The following is an 18,036-nucleotide window of genomic DNA, read 5'->3' as shown; positions in this document are numbered from 1 at the left end:
AGGGGCAATGAACGTGATCCACTGGAAAAAACTTTGTTCGGCCGCTTTGCCTGCCGTGCTGGTCCTGTCTCTGCTCACTCCTGGTGCGGGTTCGAAAGCGGAGGCCTTCACCGCTTCAAATGCCGATGATGCCATGACCGCGCTGGTGAATGTGTTCTACGACTCATCCGCGAAATACTTCTTTGTCAATAGCGATCAGATTCACCCGGAGCATGCATACGGGCCGGATAGCGGCCTCTATACGGATTTCTGGTGGGAAGCACAGCTGTGGGAAACGGTAATGGATGCATATGAACGCACCAACAGCCCGGTATACCGGACGATGATTGATGATATCTATACCGGCTTCAACACCAAGTATCCTGACATGATGGCCAATGCGTTCAATGACGATCTGGGCTGGTGGGCACTGGCCCCTGCATGAGGGCTTACGAACTAACCGGAACTGCTGAGTACCTTAACCGCGGGAGCTATCTGTTCGACCAAATCTATTCGGAATGGGACACGGCGTATAACGGGGGCATCTGGTGGAGAAGGGACGCACATACTCCGGGTCAGGCGAACGCCCAAAAAAACATGGCGACCAATGCTCCAATGGTCATGACTGCCGTCAAGCTCCGCAATGCCTATAATAATTCCGCATATCTGACCAAAGCCACCCAAATCTACAACTGGACCAAGTCAACCCTGGTGAACGGGAGCAAGGTCAACGATCATATCGAAGGGACGGGCAGCGGCATCGTCAAGGATTGGGACTTTACCTATAACTATGGAACCTTTCTCGGAGCCACGGTTTCTATGTACCAGGCTACCGGAACTTCAACTTATCTCACAGATGCCAATACTGCCGCCCAATATGTTGTGAACAAAATGGTGTCCGCTCAAAGCCTGATGTATGAAGGGGAAAATGATGCCGCCGGCTTCAAAATGGTCTTCACCCGTAACCTGAACCGTCTGCGCGTACAAGGCGGTCAAACGCAATATTTAAGTTTTCTTCAGCAAAACGCAACACAAGCCTGGAATCACCGGCGGGTTACCGATCAGATTATTGGCAGCGACTGGCTCCGCCCTACAGGCACTTCCTACGTGCAAAGTCTGGCTGCAGCAGCGGGAGCTTCAATTCTCCAGCTTGTACCAGCTGACGGCTACACCGGCTATATTGCCGGGAACGGCGCATATGAAGCGGAGAATGCGCGGCGGACCCTGGCCTCCGGTGGAGGGATGATTAATGAAAGCACCCATGCCGGTTTCAGCGGAAGAGGCTATGTGGGAGGCTGGAACACGACCGGAACATCCATCGACTTTTATGTTAACCAGAATACATCTGGTTCCAGAACAGTGACCTTCCGTTACGCTGCGGCCGCCGGCAATGCATCGCGTTATGTAAAAGTGAATGGAGTTGTGGTTGCAGCCAATCTGGTGTTTAATTCAACCTCGAGCTGGAGTACCTACGGAACTGTATCCGTATCAATACCGCTGTATGCAGGCTCCAATACAATTCAACTGGGGTATGACAGCACATTGGGGAATTCGAATTATCTGAATGTGGATTTGCTGAGCGGTTTGTAAATCGTTAACAGAGGGTGACCCAGAGCCTGTGAAACAGGTTGCGGGTCACCCTCTTGACTATCGAAGTATGGTAAATAATGCGACAATTATCCATACTTCTCTAGTCTTTCTCCATATGCATTGTATGCGCTATCATCTATATTAATTAATGAATAGTACAGCTTATGAGGAGGATAATGTATGATGTCCGAAATTACATTTATCGGTGCCGGAAGTACAGTTTTTGCCAAGAATGTGTTAGGTGACTGTATGTGGACAGAGGCCCTGCAGGGCTTTGAGCTTGCTTTGTTCGACATTGATCTGGAACGGCTGGAGGATTCCAAAAGCATGCTGAATAATATCAAGGCCAGCACCGGCAGCACATGTATGGTGAAGACCTATACCGACCGGAAGGAAGCGCTGCGCGGTGCCAAGTACGTGATCAATGCGATCCAGGTAGGCGGCTATGATCCTTGTACGATTACAGATTTTGAGATTCCCAAGAAATACGGACTCCGGCAGACAATCGCGGATACTGTCGGCATTGGCGGCATTTTTCGCAATCTGCGCACGATTCCTGTGATGCTTGATTTTGCCGCTGATATCCGTGAGGTGTGCCCGGACGCTCTGTTCTTGAATTACACGAACCCGATGGCTGTACTGACCAATGTAATGAATACGTATGGCGGAGTGCAGACGGTTGGATTGTGCCACAGTGTGCAGCACTGTATTCCAGGCTTATTCGAAGCGCTTGGGATGGACCAGACAGGTGTGCAGGCGAAGATCGCCGGTATTAATCACATGGCTTGGCTGCTGGAGGTTACGAGGGATGGGGAGGATCTGTATCCGGAAATCAAGCGCCGGGCCGCCGAGAAGCAGCAGAAAGAGCGTCATCACGATAGGGTACGGTACGAAATGATGCTGAAATTCGGATATTACATTACAGAATCTTCAGAGCATAATGCGGAATATCATCCTTATTTCATCAAAAGAGGCTATCCTGAGTTGATTGAACGATTCCAAATTCCGCTGGATGAATATCCGCGCCGTTGTGTGGAGCAGATTGGCGAGTGGAAGCAGATGCGTGCGGAACTGGTTAATAATACATCGCTTCATCATGAACGCTCCCAGGAGTATGCTTCGTATATTCTGGAAGCCATTGAAACCAATGTGCCTTTCAAAATCGGGGGTAATGTATTGAACACCGGACTAATCCCTAATCTGCCGCGTGAAGCATGTGTAGAAGTGCCTTGTCTTGTCGATGCCAGCGGAGTGACTCCTACCTATGTGGGCGATCTGCCGCCGCAATGTGCCGCGCTGAACCGGACGAATATAAATACGCAGCTGCTGACCATTGAAGCGGCAATAACCGGCAAAAAAGAACATATTTATCACGCAGCGATGCTGGACCCGCATACGTCTGCTGAGCTGTCATTGGATGATATTGTATCCATGTGCGATGATTTGATTGCAGCGCATGGGGACTGGCTCCCAGAGTTTAAATAAACCGGATAACGAATTTGGATGAACCAATCATCTGTTTTCTGAAACAGGCATAACCCGCCCGATAAGCGGAGTATGCCTGTTCCGCATGCAGATAAATCCCCCCTCTTCCGCACCTCTTGAGTGATGTATCCTGGCAGGAATCCGCTCCCCGATAATTTCAATACAGCTACTTGCACTGGCGGATGGACACCGTATAAAATCGGGTTCGAAACGGATTTTCCGGCAAGTCCGTAGATGCAACGCAGAAACATGCGACTAAAGTCAGGGGAATCTATATGCGAAGCTGAGAATATTATGAAATCGTTAGCACACTGGCGGTCAAAAAAAGCTTGACGGTTCAGGGGATTCCCCCTTGGGTGACATGGATTTTTTAACAAAAAATAAAAATACGGAATTTTAACAATTTCTGATTCTAATGATCTATACTACGGTGATATAAGTATATATCGCAGACTCTGGCCAGAGAAGAATAACATAGAGAGAATTCACATAAGATGGCGCAGGATAATTCCGGAATACATAGCTGGCTTCCAAGCGGAGTAGGTCTATACCTGGGCAGTTCTGCGGTAATCTTGGGCAGCGGTACGGTAAGAGGATTTGCGAAGTTGAAAATCAATGGGGAACGGGGGCTTTTGAGTATGGTGAAAAAAAGAATTAGTGTAGCCTTGGTCATCCTCATGCTGTTAGTGCAATATGCATACGGCATAGGGTTTACTACGCAGGCTACGGCTGCGGGAATTGAGAATGACCGGGACATTATTACCAGTGTGTCTATGGCTGTGTACGGGCCGGATGGCCAGACGGTGACAGACAATGTGTATGAGGTAGGTTCCAAAGTCAAACTGGACTATACGTGGTCGCTTCCGAATGGACACGGATACGTTGCTGGAGATACGTTTGCGTTTCAGATTCCCGCACAATTCCAGCTGTTCAACGACATTAGTGGTTCACTAATGTCGGATGACGGGGAAGTAGGTACCTTCACGGTCAGCCAGTCTACCCATCAGGTGCTCATGAGCTTCAACGGATACATCGAGACTCATGACAATGTACAGGGGACTTTGAGAATCCAGACTCAATTTGACAAACAGGTCATTTCGGGCAGTACAACTCAGGAAATCGTGTTCCCAGTCAACGGCGGCTCCCAGACGGTTACGGTGAATTTCAAGCCATCCGTGGGCTCAACGATTGAGAAGAAAGGCGTATCAGGCGGCTTCAACGCGGATCATATTGATTGGACCGTCGATGTCAACAAGAAGCTGGAGCCGGTAACGGGTGCTGTGATTACGGACCCGATTCCTGAAGGTTTATCTATGGACAGCACCGTTTCGCTGGCCGTATATCAACTGGGCGTTCAACTGGATGGCACAGTCACTGTAGGTGCTTTGGTTGACGCCAGCAAATATTCGGCTGAAGTCACGGGCGGACTACTGACTGTTCGCTTCACGGATCCTGTCATTAACGGTGCTTACCGTATTGCCTATTCGACGGCAGTAGTCAGTGATTCGTTGAACAGCTTCACGAATACGGCCACTTTTACAGGGGCAGGACGTGATCCGGTAAGTTCATCCTCTACCGTAACCATCCAGCGTGGCGGAAGCCTGAATAAGGTGGCAACGAACTATGAATGGGGTAAGCAGATCATTACCTGGGCGATCGAGTACAACTATAACAATAAGGTGATTCCGCAAGGCAGCGCGGTACTGAAGGACTACTTCAACTATACGCAAAACCTGGTTTCGGATTCGCTAGTGGTCTATCCGGTGACACTGAATTCTGCAGGTACGGCGATCAAGGGAACTCCTCTTCTGCCGAACGTGGATTATAAAGTAACTGGCTTAATCGATGTTGAGAAAAACGGTTTCAAGCTGGAGTTCCTGAACGGTATCTCTTCAGCCTACCGTATTGAATATAAAACCAAGTCCATAGGCCGCGTACTGAAGGACACCACCATTACCAATACTGTATCGGACAGTACTTACAACGTGGATGCGACACAGAAGATCCGTCCGGCCATCATCTATAAAACGCTGTCAGGTGTAGACTACACGAATCATACTACCGAGTGGAAAATCACCGTGAACGGTGATAACTTTCCCATGAGTAACGTAGTGGTGACGGATACCTTCCCGCAGGGAGGACAAAAGTTCATTCCGGGAACTCTGGTCGTACGGAATGCAAGCGGCACAGTCCTGAGTGAGTCCGATTACCAGTGGGAGCTGAATAAACCGGGTGAGCCCAAATCCGGGTTCAAGCTCAAGTTTACGAAGCCTCTCTCAGTAACCCATACCATCACCTACCGCACAGAATTCAACAATGATTGGCTCTATGGCAACACCGATAATTTTGTGAACAACGCCCGGGTGGATTGGCGGGACATTGAAGGCCCACCGCTCTGGACGGAAGCCCAGGGATTATTCATTCCCCGTGCCGAGGTGAAGAATAACGGTTTCAAAACCGGGGCCTATAATGCAAGTAATAAAATGTTTACCTGGAAAATTGGAATCAATTACAACAGCAAGGCGATTGCCGACCCGAATATAACCGATATCCTGACCTCCGGACAGACCATGGGGGATGGCTCGCTCAGGGTCTATAACATGAATATCAATGCCAATGGTGAACCGTCCCAGGGATCAGAGATTCCAAAGAATGCATATATTTATTCTGTCGACGCCGGCAACGAACTAAAGATCAAATTTTTAAATGCCATAAATACACCTTATTATGTTGTGTTCAATACATTTCTGGAAGGTCAGCTGATTGATTCCAAGGTGACTAATACAGCGAAGCTCTTGGATGGCACCCAAAAAGTATCCAAGGATTTAACCGCTTCTGTAAACATTCCTTATGGAGGAGAATATGTCTTCAAGGATGGCCTGCAGAATGGTGATAAGCTGAATTGGACAATTGTTGTCAATCGCTCTCAATCCACTGTGAAGAATGCAGTATTGACAGATATCCCAAGCTCCAACCAGATCCTGCTGCCCGATTCCTTCCACCTCTATCCTACTACAGTAGGAGTGAATGGGGAGGTTAGCAAGAGTGCTCCGGAGCTTGTGAAGGATGCGGATTATACCTTGAACATCAGCGCAGATGCTGACGGCAAGCAGAAATTCATCCTCAGCTTCCTCCATGATATTCATTTCGCATATATTGTGGATTATCAATCACTGATTGTTGCGAACACCGGAGATAAGCTGGTCAATACTGTCAATCTGAGCGGTAATAATGTGAAGTCGGTTACCCAGGACACTACGAAAGAGATTATTGTGGGTGTCTCCAGCGGTTCTGGAACAGGCAGCGGTGTACGTGGAACCCTGACTGTTCAAAAGATGGACGCAGCAGACAGCGCACTTAAACTTGCAGGGGCAACATTCGATCTTTATCGTCTGAACGGCTCCGAACGGCTGCTCGTCAATACCCGGACCACGGATACAGAAGGTCGTGCGGTGTTCAACAATATCTGGCTGGGAAGCTATGTATTGATTGAAACGGCTGCTCCTTCAGGATATACGCTGGATTCCCGTGAGTATCCGGTGACCATTGGCTCTTCAGCCAATATCAACCTTACTGTACTTAATACGAAGCTGGCGACACCGACACCGATACCATCAACGGTGCCAACACCGACACCATCAACAGTACCAACACCAACACCATCTACAGTACCTGGCGAGTCGCCGTCACCGGCTCCATCTGCTACCACAACGCCGACAGGATCACCGGCCGTGTCGCCAACACCGTCACCTACGGTAGTACCAACAACAGTGCCAACGCCAACCTTTATTCCGGGAGGGCCTGTAATAACACCTGCAGTGACTGAGGTGCCGGGTGTTATTATTGAAGAGCCGCAGATTCCTGCAGGTGCTGTAGTAACTCCGGGCGCTACACCGTCATTAACACCGTCTTCTTCACCTTCTTCATCACCGACGGCTGTAACTTCGATTGATGATGACATTCCGCTTGGCGGAGTGGAGGTCAATGAGGATGACGTTCCGAAAGGAACGGTTTCCGAGGCTTCAGGCGGCAAACTGCCGCAGACTGGAGAGAGAAGTCCTTTGCCTATTTACATGGCAGGTCTGGGTCTGATCCTTGTCGGCTTTATCCTCAGTATGGTATTCAGAAGACGCAAACAGTAAGCTTTAGCCTCATATAGTTATTAATGCACGCGGCAGAGAGATTGCCGCGTGCATTTTTAATATAGCCCGGCGACTGACTTCAATCTGTAAACCCCCTCATGTATGAATCCGTGCTCCGCCTTCCCTGTTCTGCACGGCCTCCTGCTCATGGCTGGTAAGAAGTCCTTTCCGTCCCAGTAGTGTGACAAGTAAAATCGAAATTCCGGAAGCCATCAGTAGGAAAGCGGCCGGAATGAGGTCCAGGAGTACCCCAAAGAGAAGCATCCCTACCGGTGCAATTGCTCCTGAGGCAGTCTCCACAACAGCAAATACTCTGCCGCGATATTCCTCTTCCACTGTCTGCTGCAAGTAGACCTGAACCGGAATATTGATATTCATTACAGTGATACCGACAAGAAACATCAGGACAAGAAGAAAAATGTAAGCAGAGGTGATGTTGAAGGGCAATATTAGCGGAAGCGCCATCGCTAGAAGCAGAAGGCCAAGCATAGACAAGCCATGGATCAGGGAGCGTGAGGGATTGCTGTTTTGACGGCGGACAGTCAATAGCAGGGACATAACCAGCATGCCTGCCGCCAGCATGGCATTGATTATGCCGTATTGACCGGAAGAGAGGGAAAGGGTCCGCACGGTAACAAAGGGTAACACCACATTGAGCGAGACTACGAAAAAATTAACCCAGAAAACAATGATTATTACCGCACGGATGACAGGCTTATTCAGAACATACGAGATGCCTCCGGCAAGACTGCCCCGTACCTCTGCCAGAACGTTGGATGACATCCCCGAGAACGGGCCTGTTGGAATCGGATGAGGCTGTTTGAACCGCAGTCCGCAGCTCATGAGAGTGGAAACGGTGAAACCAAGGGCATTCAGCAGCATGAACAGCTTGAGAGGGATCATGGTATAGAGCATGCCGCCTAATACTGGAGCGAGCAGGTTGCCGAGGGAACCCGCGATTTGATTAAGCGAGCCGGCGCGCTGGATATGGTTGTGATCTACAAGCTGCAGCAGAGATGAGGATACGGAGATTCCATAGAAGGTAGAGCATATGGACAGCAGAATCAAAGATGCATAGATAGCGAATAAGGAGATGCCTGCCAGAGATACCGTTAGATAGGTGAGCAGCAGGGTCAGGACAGCACCAAGGTCTGAGCTAATCAGCAGCTTGCGGCGGTTTATCCGGTCGGCCAACACTCCGGCGAAAGGAGCAAGCAGAATCCGGGGCAGCAGCCCGCATACCATCGTTACAGCAAAGCTGCCACCGGAGCCAGTGAGATTTAGAATGTATAATCCCACTACAAAAGTGTACATCCCGGACCCAAGGACAGAGGCCAATTTGCCGGTGAAGAAGAGGAACATGTTTCGGCTGCTGGGAACCTTGGGAATGGCGTTATTTACAATCATGAGAAACACTCCTTCAAAAAGTTAAATATAATTAAACTTATTGTATTCGCGGAAAAAGGAAAATGCAATATAAAGTTTAATTTAATTTAACACAACTTTTTCTCAACGATCTGTTACGCTATACTGAAGAAAATAGACGGATAGAAGGATGGCAAGGCACATGACAAGCAAACAGACGATTGGAGATAAAATTAAGCACTTGCGCACAACCAAACGCCTCACTCAGAGCGAACTGGCTGGAGATGATCTGACCAAAAGCATGCTCAGTCAAATTGAAAACGGCCGTGCACTGCCCTCCATGCGAAGTCTGCAAATTTTAGCAGCGCGGCTTGGGGTGGATGCGGGTTACTTTCTGGAAGAGGAGCAGAGCGTTGACCTGGCCCGTCTGGTTCGCGACATTGAAGCCCGGCTCAAACAAAAAGAATATCATTCGATTGTTTCTGCTGTTAAGCCTCTGATGGACGGGAAGCTTCCTATGACCGTGGATGCCGCACGGCTTATGGGGTTTTATGTGAATGCCTGCTATTATACCGGAACAGAAGGCGGTGAAGAGGCAATCCGGCGGGCTGTAGAGATCTACGAACGGTTTAATTTATATGTGGAAAGTGCTAAAGTTCAGTATTTAGCTTACGCCCTGTTGTTCACGCAGAGCCGGTATGCAGAGAGCCTCGAACTGATTCTCAGAGTTAGGGAGGAATATATGAGCAAAAAGGTCGGCAACGATTTTTTATTCGAAATAGACCTTCATTATGCACATAGTGTTACCTTATCAGCACTGGGAGATTACGAAGGAAGCCGGGCTGCCGCACTAGCAGCAATTGCATTGTCTCGGGAGGAAGGTGTGTATTATTTAGCGGACCATCTGTACCGTATGCTGTCGAATCTTGCTCTGATGTCCGGGAATCTGGAAGAGGCTAAACTGCATCTGGACAAGGCTAGGCTGTTTGCACGGTTTACAGAAGATGAGCAGTCTATCCAGCTTGTCCATCTGGCTGAAATTAGATTGGCTAATGTGGAGCAGCATTATGAAGAAGCCTTAGTGCTTGGACAGCAGCATCAAGCTGAAGGGAGCAGGTATGAATCCAGCCGTTGCCTTCAAATGGGTATTGCCCTGTATTATCTAGGCCGGGATGAAGAAGCGTTGGCTTCTCTGTCAAAGGTTACACTGCCTGATGATGCCTACCATCCGCTGGACCGCGCTGGTGTTTTTACTTCCTATGCTTACAAAGCCAAGATCTACGCCAGACAGGGGAAGATGGAGGAAGCGCGCCAGCAGTCACAGATTGCTTACGAACGGGTACAGCAGTATCCGCCTTCTGTTTACAGCCGACTCATTGAGAACACTTACCGGGAGCTTCATCCTTAGGTTTCTGCACAAGATAAGCTAAATACTTTCTTAAAAAGGTTTTAGAGATGATATAATAGCTTCAAATTTAAAACATTGGAGGAATTCAAATGTGGTCGGAATTTAAAAAGTTTGCCCTGAAGGGGAACGTGCTCGATCTGGCAGTAGCTGTGGTGATTGGTGCAGCGTTTGGGAAAATTGTATCCTCGCTGGTTGCTGATATTATTATGCCGCTGATAGGGATAATCACCGGGGGCATTAATTTAAGCGGTCTACATTTTACTCATGGAAAAGCGGTAGTGAGCTATGGGGTGTTCCTGCAGTCAGTGGTTGATTTCTTTATTATTGCCTTCTCAATCTTCATGGTGGTGAAGCTGGCTAACCGCTTTAAGCGCAAGGAGACGGTAAAAGTGGAGGTCGTCGAGCCGCCAGCACCCTCTCCTGAAGCAGCATTGCTGATCGAGATCCGTGATTTATTGCGTGCAGATACTCGGATTCAAAAAGATAATTAAGTTACATAAATAAAGTTAATTTCATAAACGCACTTGCATTTCATGATTCAAAGTGATAATTTTGTTGTAGGCAAAACTTAAAACTAATTAAATATGATCAATCCTTCAGGGCAGGGTGTAATTCCCTACCGGCGGTGATGCTTCTGCGGTTGGCCGTAAATGCCAATGGCGCTGCTAAGTCCGCTACCCGCTTCGTATGTTTTATACGGACGGTGGACCCGGTGCAATTCCGGGACCGACAGTATAGTCTGGATGGAAGAAGGAGAGATTGACTGACGTGCTGTGCTTATCTATAGACAGGCGTGCTGCAGTGTTACCTAATATTATGTGCGAACTTTCACATTTGGATATTCTGACTGTGAAACGCACAGTTTTATTTAGTACTGCCAGTAAACTCTCGTATAACCCGTCTTGAACTCCACCTGGAGATTGAGGCGGGTTTTCTGTTTTGATCAGAATCAGGAAAGATACAGCTGGGATCGGAGGCATGACATGGATACAATGAACGATGAATTTTATATGTCACTGGCCCTGGATATGGCGGAAAGAGCGCAAGGGCAGACGGGGATTAATCCGGTCGTCGGCTGTGTTGTTGTGAAAGACGGTGCCATGATCGGTCTGGGTACCCATCTTCAACGCGGAACAGGCCACGCTGAAGTACATGCGCTGAATATGGCAGCAGGGAAGGCGCAAGGCAGTACAGCCTATGTAACCCTTGAGCCCTGCAGCCACTACGGCAAGACTCCGCCTTGCAGCCAAAGGCTGATTGATGAAGGCGTAGCCCGTGTGGTTGTGGCTTGTGAGGATCCTAACCCTCAGGTTGCAGGACGAGGCATTGCTATGCTTCGCGGGCAGGGGATTGAGGTGGAAGTGGGTCTGCTTAGCAGCCGTGCACAACGTCTGAATGAGAAATTCATCAAGTATATTTTGACGAAGCAGCCTTTCGTTACCCTGAAAAGCGCCAGCACGCTTGACGGGAAGCTGGCGACCCGGACAGGGGACAGCAAATGGATATCCAATGGACAGGCACGGGAGATCGTACATACGCTGCGGCACCGTCATCAGGGTATCATGGTCGGTGTGAACACGGTGATTGCCGATAACCCTTCCTTAACGACCCGAATGGATGTACCAGGACTGAATCCGGTCCGCATCGTGATTGACTCTATGCTGAGGATTCCGCTTGATTCCGCTGTCGTAAGAGATGGCGGGGCACCAACTATTGTCGTTACTACAGAATCGGCTGATCCGGTAAAGCGGGCGGCATTGCTGGACGCTGGTGTGCAGATCGTTGTCAGCGGCACCGGACCGCGTGTGGATCTGAAGGCGGCGATGTGTGCGTTAGGTGAACTAGAGATAGGTTCGATCCTGCTGGAGGGTGGCGGAACGCTGAATGGCGCTATGCTGGAGAATGGGCTGGTGGACCGCGTGATTCTATTCTTCGCTCCGAAGATTGTTGGTGGAGGTGTAGCTGCCCCTGGAACCTTCGACTTTCCCGGTGTAGAACTGATGAAGAGCGCGATCACACTTGAAGGATTGGAAGTCGAGGTGCTCGGGGATAATGTGTGTATCAGCGGAACGCCTATCCGTTAAAGCAAATTTCAGGAGGGGATCACATGTTCACAGGCTTGATTGAGGAGGTCGGTGTCCTGCGCGGGGTTACCAGTGGCGGCGAAATGATGGTACTGAACATCGGAGCTTCCCTCATTATGGATGATTTGAAGATCGGCGACAGTGTTTCCGTCAATGGTGTTTGCCTGACGGCGACCTCGCTCGGAGATCATTCTTTTACCGTAGATGTTATGCCCCAGACTTACCGCAACAGCACACTCAAGGAGCTGCGGAGCGGAAGCAAGATGAACCTGGAGCGTGCTATGGCTGCTGGTGGCCGATTCGGAGGACATATTGTTCAAGGACATGTGGATGGAACCGGTGAGATTCGTTCGGTCAAGCGGGATCAGAATGCGGTGGTTTTCGAAATAGCGCCAGAGCGTAAATCGTTATTCAAGTTCATCATTCCCAAAGGTTCCATTACAATCGATGGCATCAGCTTGACCGTGGTGGACACTTCGGCCTCTATGTTTACAGTTTCAATCATTCCCCATACGCTCGGTGAAACGGTCCTGGCTCATAAGCGAAACGGGGACCGGGTTAATATTGAATGCGATGTGCTCGGCAAATATGTGGACCACCTGCTGAATTATGGTTCACGTTCAGGGAATACGGAAGAAGAGAACAGCTCCCGGATCAGCCACGATTTTCTTGCGGCGAACGGGTTTGTATAAACTATGATCAGGCTTACGACGAACCCGCAAAGGGTTAACGTAAAGCTGTCAGGAGGACAGAAAGATGAGCCAGCAAGCAAAGAACGACAGTGTTCTGGACCCGATTGAGGATGCGATTTATGATCTGATGCGCGGCAAGGTCATCATCGTGGTGGATGATGAAGACCGTGAGAATGAAGGGGACTTCATCGCGCTAGCCGAACGCTCCACGCCGGAAGTGATCAACTTCATGATTACCGAAGGACGCGGATTGGTTTGCGTGCCGATTACGGCAGAACGGGCGGAGGAGCTGGATCTCCAGCCAATGGTGGCGAATAACACCGACAACCATGGCACCGCCTTTACCGTCTCCGTCGATCATAAGGATACGACGACAGGTATCTCTGCCGCAGAAAGATCAAAGACCATTCAGGCCTTGATGGACCCGGATGCGAAGCCTTCCGATTTTCGCAGACCGGGCCATATGTTCCCGCTGATTGCGAAGAAGGGTGGTGTCCTGCGGCGGTCCGGCCATACGGAAGCTGCTGTGGACCTGGCGCGCATGTGCGGTGCTTATCCGGTGAGCGTGATCTGTGAAGTCGTTAAGGAAGACGGGACGATGGCCCGCCTGCCGGATCTGGTGGAGATTGCGCGCAAGCATGATCTCAAGCTGATCAGCATCAAGGACCTTATTCATTACCGCAATGAGAAGGAGCACCTGGTCAACCGTGAGGTGTCGGTAAATCTGCCGACCGACTTTGGCGTATTTCAGACGATCGCCTACACGAATGAAGTCGATGACAAAGAGCATGTTGCTTTGGTCAAAGGGGATATTTCCGGTGAGGAGCCGGTGCTGGTACGTGTACACTCCGAATGCTTAACCGGCGATGTATTCCACTCCCACCGCTGCGACTGTGGTCCGCAGTTCGAAGCAGCGCTGACTCAGATAGAAGCGGCAGGCCGTGGTGTTCTGCTCTACATGCGCCAGGAGGGCCGGGGTATTGGTCTGATCAACAAGCTCCGCGCCTACAAGCTTCAAGAGGAGGGTCTGGACACTGTAGACGCCAACCTCAAGCTGGGCTTTCCTGCCGATCTGCGTGATTACGGAATTGGAGCACAGATTCTGAAGGATCTGGGAGTGAGCCAGATCAGGCTGCTTACCAATAATCCGCGTAAGATCAAGGGACTGGAAGGTTACGGTCTTGAGGTTGTGGAACGTGTGCCGATTCAAATGCCGGAGAATAAGGACAACACGAATTATCTTCATACCAAGCAGGCCAAGCTCGGCCACCTGCTGACTTTTGACAACATTGAGCAAAATGAGGATTCCAAGCTGTAACATCCATAACACTTACTAATGAAGGGTAGATGAATACAATGCCGAATTATTTAGAAGGACATTTAGTATCTGAGGGATTGAAATATGGGGTAGTTGTTGGACGTTTTAACGAATTCATTACAAGCAAGCTGCTATCCGGCGCACTAGATGCTTTCAAGCGTCACGGTGTAGCTGATGATGAAGTGGATGTAGCCTGGGTTCCGGGAGTGTTTGAAATTCCTTTGATTGCCCAAAAAATGGCCGAAAGCGGCAAATATGATGCGGTGATTACACTTGGTACCGTCATCCGCGGATCTACGACACATTATGATTATGTGTGCAACGAGGTTGCTAAGGGTGTAGCGGCAATCAATCTCAAGACCGGTATCCCGACGATTTTCGGCGTGGTTACAACCGAGAATATCGAGCAGGCCATTGAGCGCTCTGGAACCAAAGCCGGCAACAAAGGCTGGGATGCTGCGACGGCTGCTATTGAAATGGCGAACCTGAACAAACTCTTTAAAATATAAATTTATTTGCTCGGTGCAATAAACTATCCCTCTATTTCCCGCTGAAAAGGCACAATCCCTATAAGGACGGTGAAGCCGTTTCTACTTAAGTGAGGGAGCCTCTTGACGAATCGGCTGAAATCGTGCTTATTTATATGTATAAGAAGAAAGCATGAACTATAAGAACTTTCTACTTGTGTAGCGCCCGGGCGGCGCTGCACTTTACTTTTTTTTGGCGGGAGGAAACCGCGTGACTGTACTGTATAAGCTGGAGACGTTCGAAGGTCCGCTCGATCTGCTCTTACATTTAATTGACAAGGCGGAAATCGACATCCAGGACATTCCGGTCAGCGAGATCACCGAGCAGTACATGGAATACCTGCGGAGCATGCAGGAACTTGAACTGGATATTACCAGCGAATTCTTAGTAATGGCTGCAACACTCTTGTCGATCAAGAGCAAATTGCTGCTGCCGAAGCCGCCGGTAATCGAAATCGAGGATTTCGATTACTACGAGGATGACGGCTATGACCCGCGGGCAGAGCTGGTTCAGCGGCTGATCGAATACCGCAAGTTCAAGAGCATCGCCGTGCAGCTGCTGGATATGGAGAGTGAACGAAGCCTGATTTTCACCAAGGAGCCGGAGGATCTGGGTCCTTTTGTGCCGGCCCAAATCGACAATACGATCAAGGGACTGCATACCGCCGATCTGATCGCCGCATTTCGTAAAGCGCTTAGCAAGGCCGCCAGAAGATCCTCTTATCAGCGTATCACCCGGGATGAAATTTCGGTAAAGGACAGAATACGGGATGTGTCGGAAGCTCTTCAGCGCAAAGGAACAGGCGGCAGAATGCGTTTTTCTGCTCTTTTGGATGATGAAATGGCAAGGCATGAAATCGTGGTAACCTTTCTCGCGATCCTGGAGCTGATGAAGATGAAGGCGATATTCTGCTATCAGGAGAAATTATTTGATGACATCATCATGGAGTGGAGAGGAGGAGAAGCACTAAGTGGAATACAAAACGCTGAAATCGATTATTGAAGGCCTGCTGTTCTTGTCCGGCGATGAGGGTCTGTCCGTCCGTCAGATTGCTGAGATCACCGAGCAGCGCCCGGATATTGCCGGCAAAGCGCTGGAGGAACTGAAAGAGGATTATGTCTCACAGGAACGTGGTCTGCAGGTGGTTCAGATTGCCGGAAACTACCGGCTGGCAACCCTGCCGGACCATGCGCCGTATTTTGAACGGCTCGCCTATTCGCCCTCACGTTCTTCGTTGTCTCAGGCAGCGCTTGAGACGCTGGCTATCGTCGCCTACCGCCAGCCGATTACCCGGATAGAGATTGAAGAGATCCGTGGTGTGAAGTCGGAGCGGGCCATTCATACGCTGAACAACAAGGATTTGATCCATGAGGTGGGGCGTGCAGAAGCAGTAGGACGTCCCATCCTCTACGGAACAACCAAATCGTTCCTCGAAAGCTTTGGGCTGGCGGATCTGAAGGAGCTGCCGGAGCCTTCAAGTTTCGATGGTTCCTCTGATGATCTGGAAGAGGAGACACAGCTCTTGTTCAGCAAGCTGGATAGCCAGATGAATTTTGAGGATACAGAACAGGCATAAAACAACGTACTTATATATGAATTAGCATAACCCCGTACCCCCCTATTATGATGCAGGATGGCAGCATAATGGAGGTGATGGGGTTTTTTGTGTAAATACAGAATGTTTTCCAGGTGATAAGCCATACTAAACCACAAGCTCCTATTTAAGGATTGCATGGAGGTTACTCTAGTGACGTTATGGCTGGCAATACCCCTGACACTGTTGCTGCTTGTGATTGTACTGCTGCTTGTGCTTCTGGCTTCATACATACATTTTCATTTCCGGCTGTGCAGGATGGGGACAGATGACCGGATAGAATTGGATATCAAAGCCGTCTTTGGCTTGGTCAAATTTCACTATGAATTGCCTGCGCTAGTGTTTCAGGGAATGGAAAAGGGTATCAAAGTGAAGCTGGAAGAGAGCGGTATCGCACCGGTCCGCACAGACAAAGATGAAGATGAGCAAATCGACAAGGAACTGGTTTCCGTATGGCTGCGGAATGTCCGCAAAGCACTGAAGGCGACGCATGGTCTGAAAAAATGGCTGGCAAGTACGCTGTCCCATCTCCAGATCACAAAGTTTGACTGGTCTACAGATTTCTCACTGGGTGATGCGGCAGGTACTGCAACGGCAGTGGGAGCACTCTGGGGGATGAAGTGGACACTTGCAGGTCGGTTCTCCAGTATGGTCCGGCTGAAAAAAGCCCCGAAGCTGTTTGTTGCGCCGGTATTCCGGGATGAGTTGTGCTTCTCCACGGAAGCAGTAATCGTAGGGAAGCTTTCTATGGGGTACACTTTATTTGCAGGGTTTGTGCTCCTGCGGCGAATTTCTAAAGTGGAAGGCGGACTCCGGCGCTGGAAGGAGCTGTTAAGCCGCAAGCCTCCAAGCCCCAGTGAGGAAGCATGAGAATAGTGAAAGCTAAAAAAGACAGAGACGCAGTATATACCGCGTCCTGCCTTTTTTATTGTCTTAAGCGACTTATACATGCACAGGGGTTTTGAACCTGGGGGAGAAGCTCTGCGGTTTTTTAGCAGTATCTTCCGTTCTGTACATCATTAATTCAAAAGCTTCTCCGTTAAGCTCCATGGGGATTTGTGCACGGCCATCCAGATAGGCTACTGTCCCCAGAGCCATCAGGCCTTCTGCGCTGGTACCTACAAAAAATCCGCCTAGATCCCTGACCTGTTTCTTTTTGCTGCCGTTACTCATCATTTCTTCAAAAGTAAAGGTTAACGTAATCACTTCTGCCAGATTACTTTTTTCGGTCCGGCCAACATCAATATGCTTAATAACGACATTAGAGTTCTCATTCCGTGTGGACACATCAGGACCGGTATTGACGCAAAAATGGTACCAAAAATGATGTTCACTCAATGTTTGGCGTTTACCATCCGGTTCTCCGATAAATACTTGCTCAAAATAGGAGGGGCTGTCCCCTTTACTTGTTCTGAACCAGATCGAGCGGAGCGTATCTATCCATTCTTCCTTGGAACAGCCTGCCCGGATATGATGGTAATCCTCAGCATACTTGCGGGCGAGGCGCATAGGTGCCGTAACGGCAGCATACTCCAGAAACTCATTGATTTCCCCAATATTTTTAGGTGAGGCAGGATCACTTTGGTTGAAGCTCTGATCATAATAGTTATGAAGTTGCATGAACAAATCGTAGGACAGACGCTTGCCATCCGGAATGACGACCTCCTTGAAGACCGTGATTTCATTCCTGTCGTCTCCCGCTCCAGCATACTTCCCGGGCTGGGGATTCATATCTACGACCACATATCCTTTGTGTATATCCTTTTGCCCGTCGCTTAAGCCCTTGACCAAAGGGATCACGCCGCTGCCCTCCATATCCGCCTGCCAGATCTTTGCAAAAATCATATCTCA

General features: G+C 49.4%; 15 protein-coding genes and 1 riboswitch. Of the genes, 13 read left to right on the top strand and 2 right to left on the bottom strand.

Going from position 1 to position 18,036, the window contains the following annotated elements; translation table 11 throughout:
- Window positions 1-13: 13 nt before the first annotated feature.
- The 4 genes from A3849_RS24655 to A3849_RS24640 all read left to right on the top strand — a co-directional run bounded on the left by A3849_RS24655 (window position 14) and on the right by A3849_RS24640 (window position 7,196).
- Window positions 14-424 carry a glycoside hydrolase family protein gene (locus A3849_RS24655; protein WP_074113761.1) on the top strand — a complete coding sequence of 137 codons (411 nt, stop codon included), beginning with the start codon at window positions 14-16 and terminating at the stop codon, window positions 422-424.
- Window positions 421-1,569 (top strand): glycoside hydrolase family 76 protein, encoded by a 1,149-nt coding sequence (locus tag A3849_RS24650; protein WP_074113760.1) that lies wholly within the window; start codon window positions 421-423, stop codon window positions 1,567-1,569. The genes A3849_RS24655 and A3849_RS24650 overlap by 4 nt, the downstream gene beginning before the upstream one ends.
- A gap of 183 nt (window positions 1,570-1,752) precedes the next feature.
- Window positions 1,753-3,054 carry an alpha-glucosidase/alpha-galactosidase gene (melA, locus tag A3849_RS24645; protein WP_074113888.1) on the top strand — a complete coding sequence of 434 codons (1,302 nt, stop codon included), beginning with the start codon at window positions 1,753-1,755 and terminating at the stop codon, window positions 3,052-3,054.
- Between the two features lie 494 nt (window positions 3,055-3,548).
- Entirely contained in the window at window positions 3,549-7,196 is a 3,648-nt protein-coding gene (locus A3849_RS24640) for an LPXTG cell wall anchor domain-containing protein (protein WP_256700901.1), read from the top strand.
- Between the two features lie 96 nt (window positions 7,197-7,292).
- On the opposite strand, the gene A3849_RS24635 is transcribed toward A3849_RS24640, so the two are convergent.
- Entirely contained in the window at window positions 7,293-8,603 is a 1,311-nt protein-coding gene (locus tag A3849_RS24635; protein ID WP_074113759.1) for an MFS transporter, read from the bottom strand.
- Window positions 8,604-8,763: 160 nt separating this feature from the next.
- On the opposite strand from A3849_RS24635, the gene A3849_RS24630 reads away from it, so the two are divergent.
- From A3849_RS24630 to A3849_RS24590, 9 genes are all read left to right on the top strand, one after another.
- A complete protein-coding gene (locus tag A3849_RS24630; RefSeq protein WP_074113758.1) occupies window positions 8,764-9,969 on the top strand; it encodes a helix-turn-helix domain-containing protein in 1,206 nt (401 codons plus the stop codon).
- A gap of 89 nt (window positions 9,970-10,058) precedes the next feature.
- Window positions 10,059-10,460, top strand: a complete 402-nt coding sequence (mscL, locus tag A3849_RS24625) for a large-conductance mechanosensitive channel protein MscL (protein ID WP_074087570.1) — start codon at window positions 10,059-10,061, stop codon at window positions 10,458-10,460.
- A 97-nt stretch (window positions 10,461-10,557) separates the two neighbouring features.
- Window positions 10,558-10,728, top strand: a riboswitch (FMN riboswitch).
- Between the two features lie 224 nt (window positions 10,729-10,952).
- A complete protein-coding gene (gene ribD / locus A3849_RS24620; RefSeq protein ID WP_074113757.1) occupies window positions 10,953-12,053 on the top strand; it encodes a bifunctional diaminohydroxyphosphoribosylaminopyrimidine deaminase/5-amino-6-(5-phosphoribosylamino)uracil reductase RibD in 1,101 nt (366 codons plus the stop codon).
- Between the two features lie 23 nt (window positions 12,054-12,076).
- The gene (locus A3849_RS24615) at window positions 12,077-12,745 is read left to right on the top strand and encodes a riboflavin synthase (RefSeq protein WP_074113756.1); all 669 of its coding nucleotides are present in this window, start codon (window positions 12,077-12,079) and stop codon (window positions 12,743-12,745) included.
- 64 nt (window positions 12,746-12,809) lie between these two features.
- Window positions 12,810-14,063: a bifunctional 3,4-dihydroxy-2-butanone-4-phosphate synthase/GTP cyclohydrolase II gene (locus A3849_RS24610; protein WP_074113755.1), complete on the top strand. Its 1,254-nt coding sequence runs from the start codon at window positions 12,810-12,812 to the stop codon at window positions 14,061-14,063.
- A 38-nt stretch (window positions 14,064-14,101) separates the two neighbouring features.
- Window positions 14,102-14,572, top strand: coding sequence for a 6,7-dimethyl-8-ribityllumazine synthase (gene ribH / locus A3849_RS24605; RefSeq protein ID WP_074113886.1), 471 nt, complete (start codon window positions 14,102-14,104; stop codon window positions 14,570-14,572).
- 229 nt (window positions 14,573-14,801) lie between these two features.
- Window positions 14,802-15,593, top strand: a complete 792-nt coding sequence (locus A3849_RS24600; RefSeq protein WP_074113754.1) for a segregation and condensation protein A — start codon at window positions 14,802-14,804, stop codon at window positions 15,591-15,593.
- Complete coding sequence (scpB, locus tag A3849_RS24595; protein ID WP_074113753.1) at window positions 15,562-16,167, top strand: SMC-Scp complex subunit ScpB; 606 nt, start codon at window positions 15,562-15,564, stop codon at window positions 16,165-16,167. The genes A3849_RS24600 and scpB overlap by 32 nt, the downstream gene beginning before the upstream one ends.
- Window positions 16,168-16,338: 171 nt before the next feature.
- Window positions 16,339-17,055 (top strand): DUF2953 domain-containing protein, encoded by a 717-nt coding sequence (locus A3849_RS24590; RefSeq protein WP_074113752.1) that lies wholly within the window; start codon window positions 16,339-16,341, stop codon window positions 17,053-17,055.
- Between the two features lie 72 nt (window positions 17,056-17,127).
- Here A3849_RS24590 and A3849_RS24585 read toward each other — a convergent pair whose 3' ends face one another.
- On the bottom strand, window positions 17,128-18,030 hold the full coding sequence (locus A3849_RS24585; protein WP_074113751.1) for a hypothetical protein: 903 nt from the start codon (window positions 18,028-18,030) through the stop codon (window positions 17,128-17,130).
- Between the last annotated feature and the right edge of the window lie 6 nt (window positions 18,031-18,036).

Source organism: Paenibacillus sp. P46E (genome assembly GCF_001909095.1).
Taxonomy (GTDB): domain Bacteria; phylum Bacillota; class Bacilli; order Paenibacillales; family Paenibacillaceae; genus Paenibacillus_AQ; species Paenibacillus_AQ helianthi.
This window is presented reverse-complemented; position numbering and strand designations above follow the sequence as displayed.

Excerpts from the sequence above, each read along its gene's own strand:
- ribD (WP_074113757.1), top strand. The coding sequence starts at position 10,953 with ATGGATACAATGAACGATGAATTTTATATGTCACTGGCCCTGGATATG.
- A3849_RS24610 (WP_074113755.1), top strand. The coding sequence starts at position 12,810 with ATGAGCCAGCAAGCAAAGAACGACAGTGTTCTGGACCCGATTGAGGAT.
- A3849_RS24585 (WP_074113751.1), bottom strand. The coding sequence starts at position 18,030 with ATGATTTTTGCAAAGATCTGGCAGGCGGATATGGAGGGCAGCGGCGTG.
- A3849_RS24650 (WP_074113760.1), top strand. The coding sequence starts at position 421 with ATGAGGGCTTACGAACTAACCGGAACTGCTGAGTACCTTAACCGCGGG.
- A3849_RS24635 (WP_074113759.1), bottom strand. The coding sequence starts at position 8,603 with ATGATTGTAAATAACGCCATTCCCAAGGTTCCCAGCAGCCGAAACATG.
- A3849_RS24640 (WP_256700901.1), top strand. The coding sequence starts at position 3,549 with ATGGCGCAGGATAATTCCGGAATACATAGCTGGCTTCCAAGCGGAGTA.
- A3849_RS24630 (WP_074113758.1), top strand. The coding sequence starts at position 8,764 with ATGACAAGCAAACAGACGATTGGAGATAAAATTAAGCACTTGCGCACA.
- A3849_RS24615 (WP_074113756.1), top strand. The coding sequence starts at position 12,077 with ATGTTCACAGGCTTGATTGAGGAGGTCGGTGTCCTGCGCGGGGTTACC.
- melA (WP_074113888.1), top strand. The coding sequence starts at position 1,753 with ATGTCCGAAATTACATTTATCGGTGCCGGAAGTACAGTTTTTGCCAAG.
- mscL (WP_074087570.1), top strand. The coding sequence starts at position 10,059 with ATGTGGTCGGAATTTAAAAAGTTTGCCCTGAAGGGGAACGTGCTCGAT.
- ribH (WP_074113886.1), top strand. The coding sequence starts at position 14,102 with ATGCCGAATTATTTAGAAGGACATTTAGTATCTGAGGGATTGAAATAT.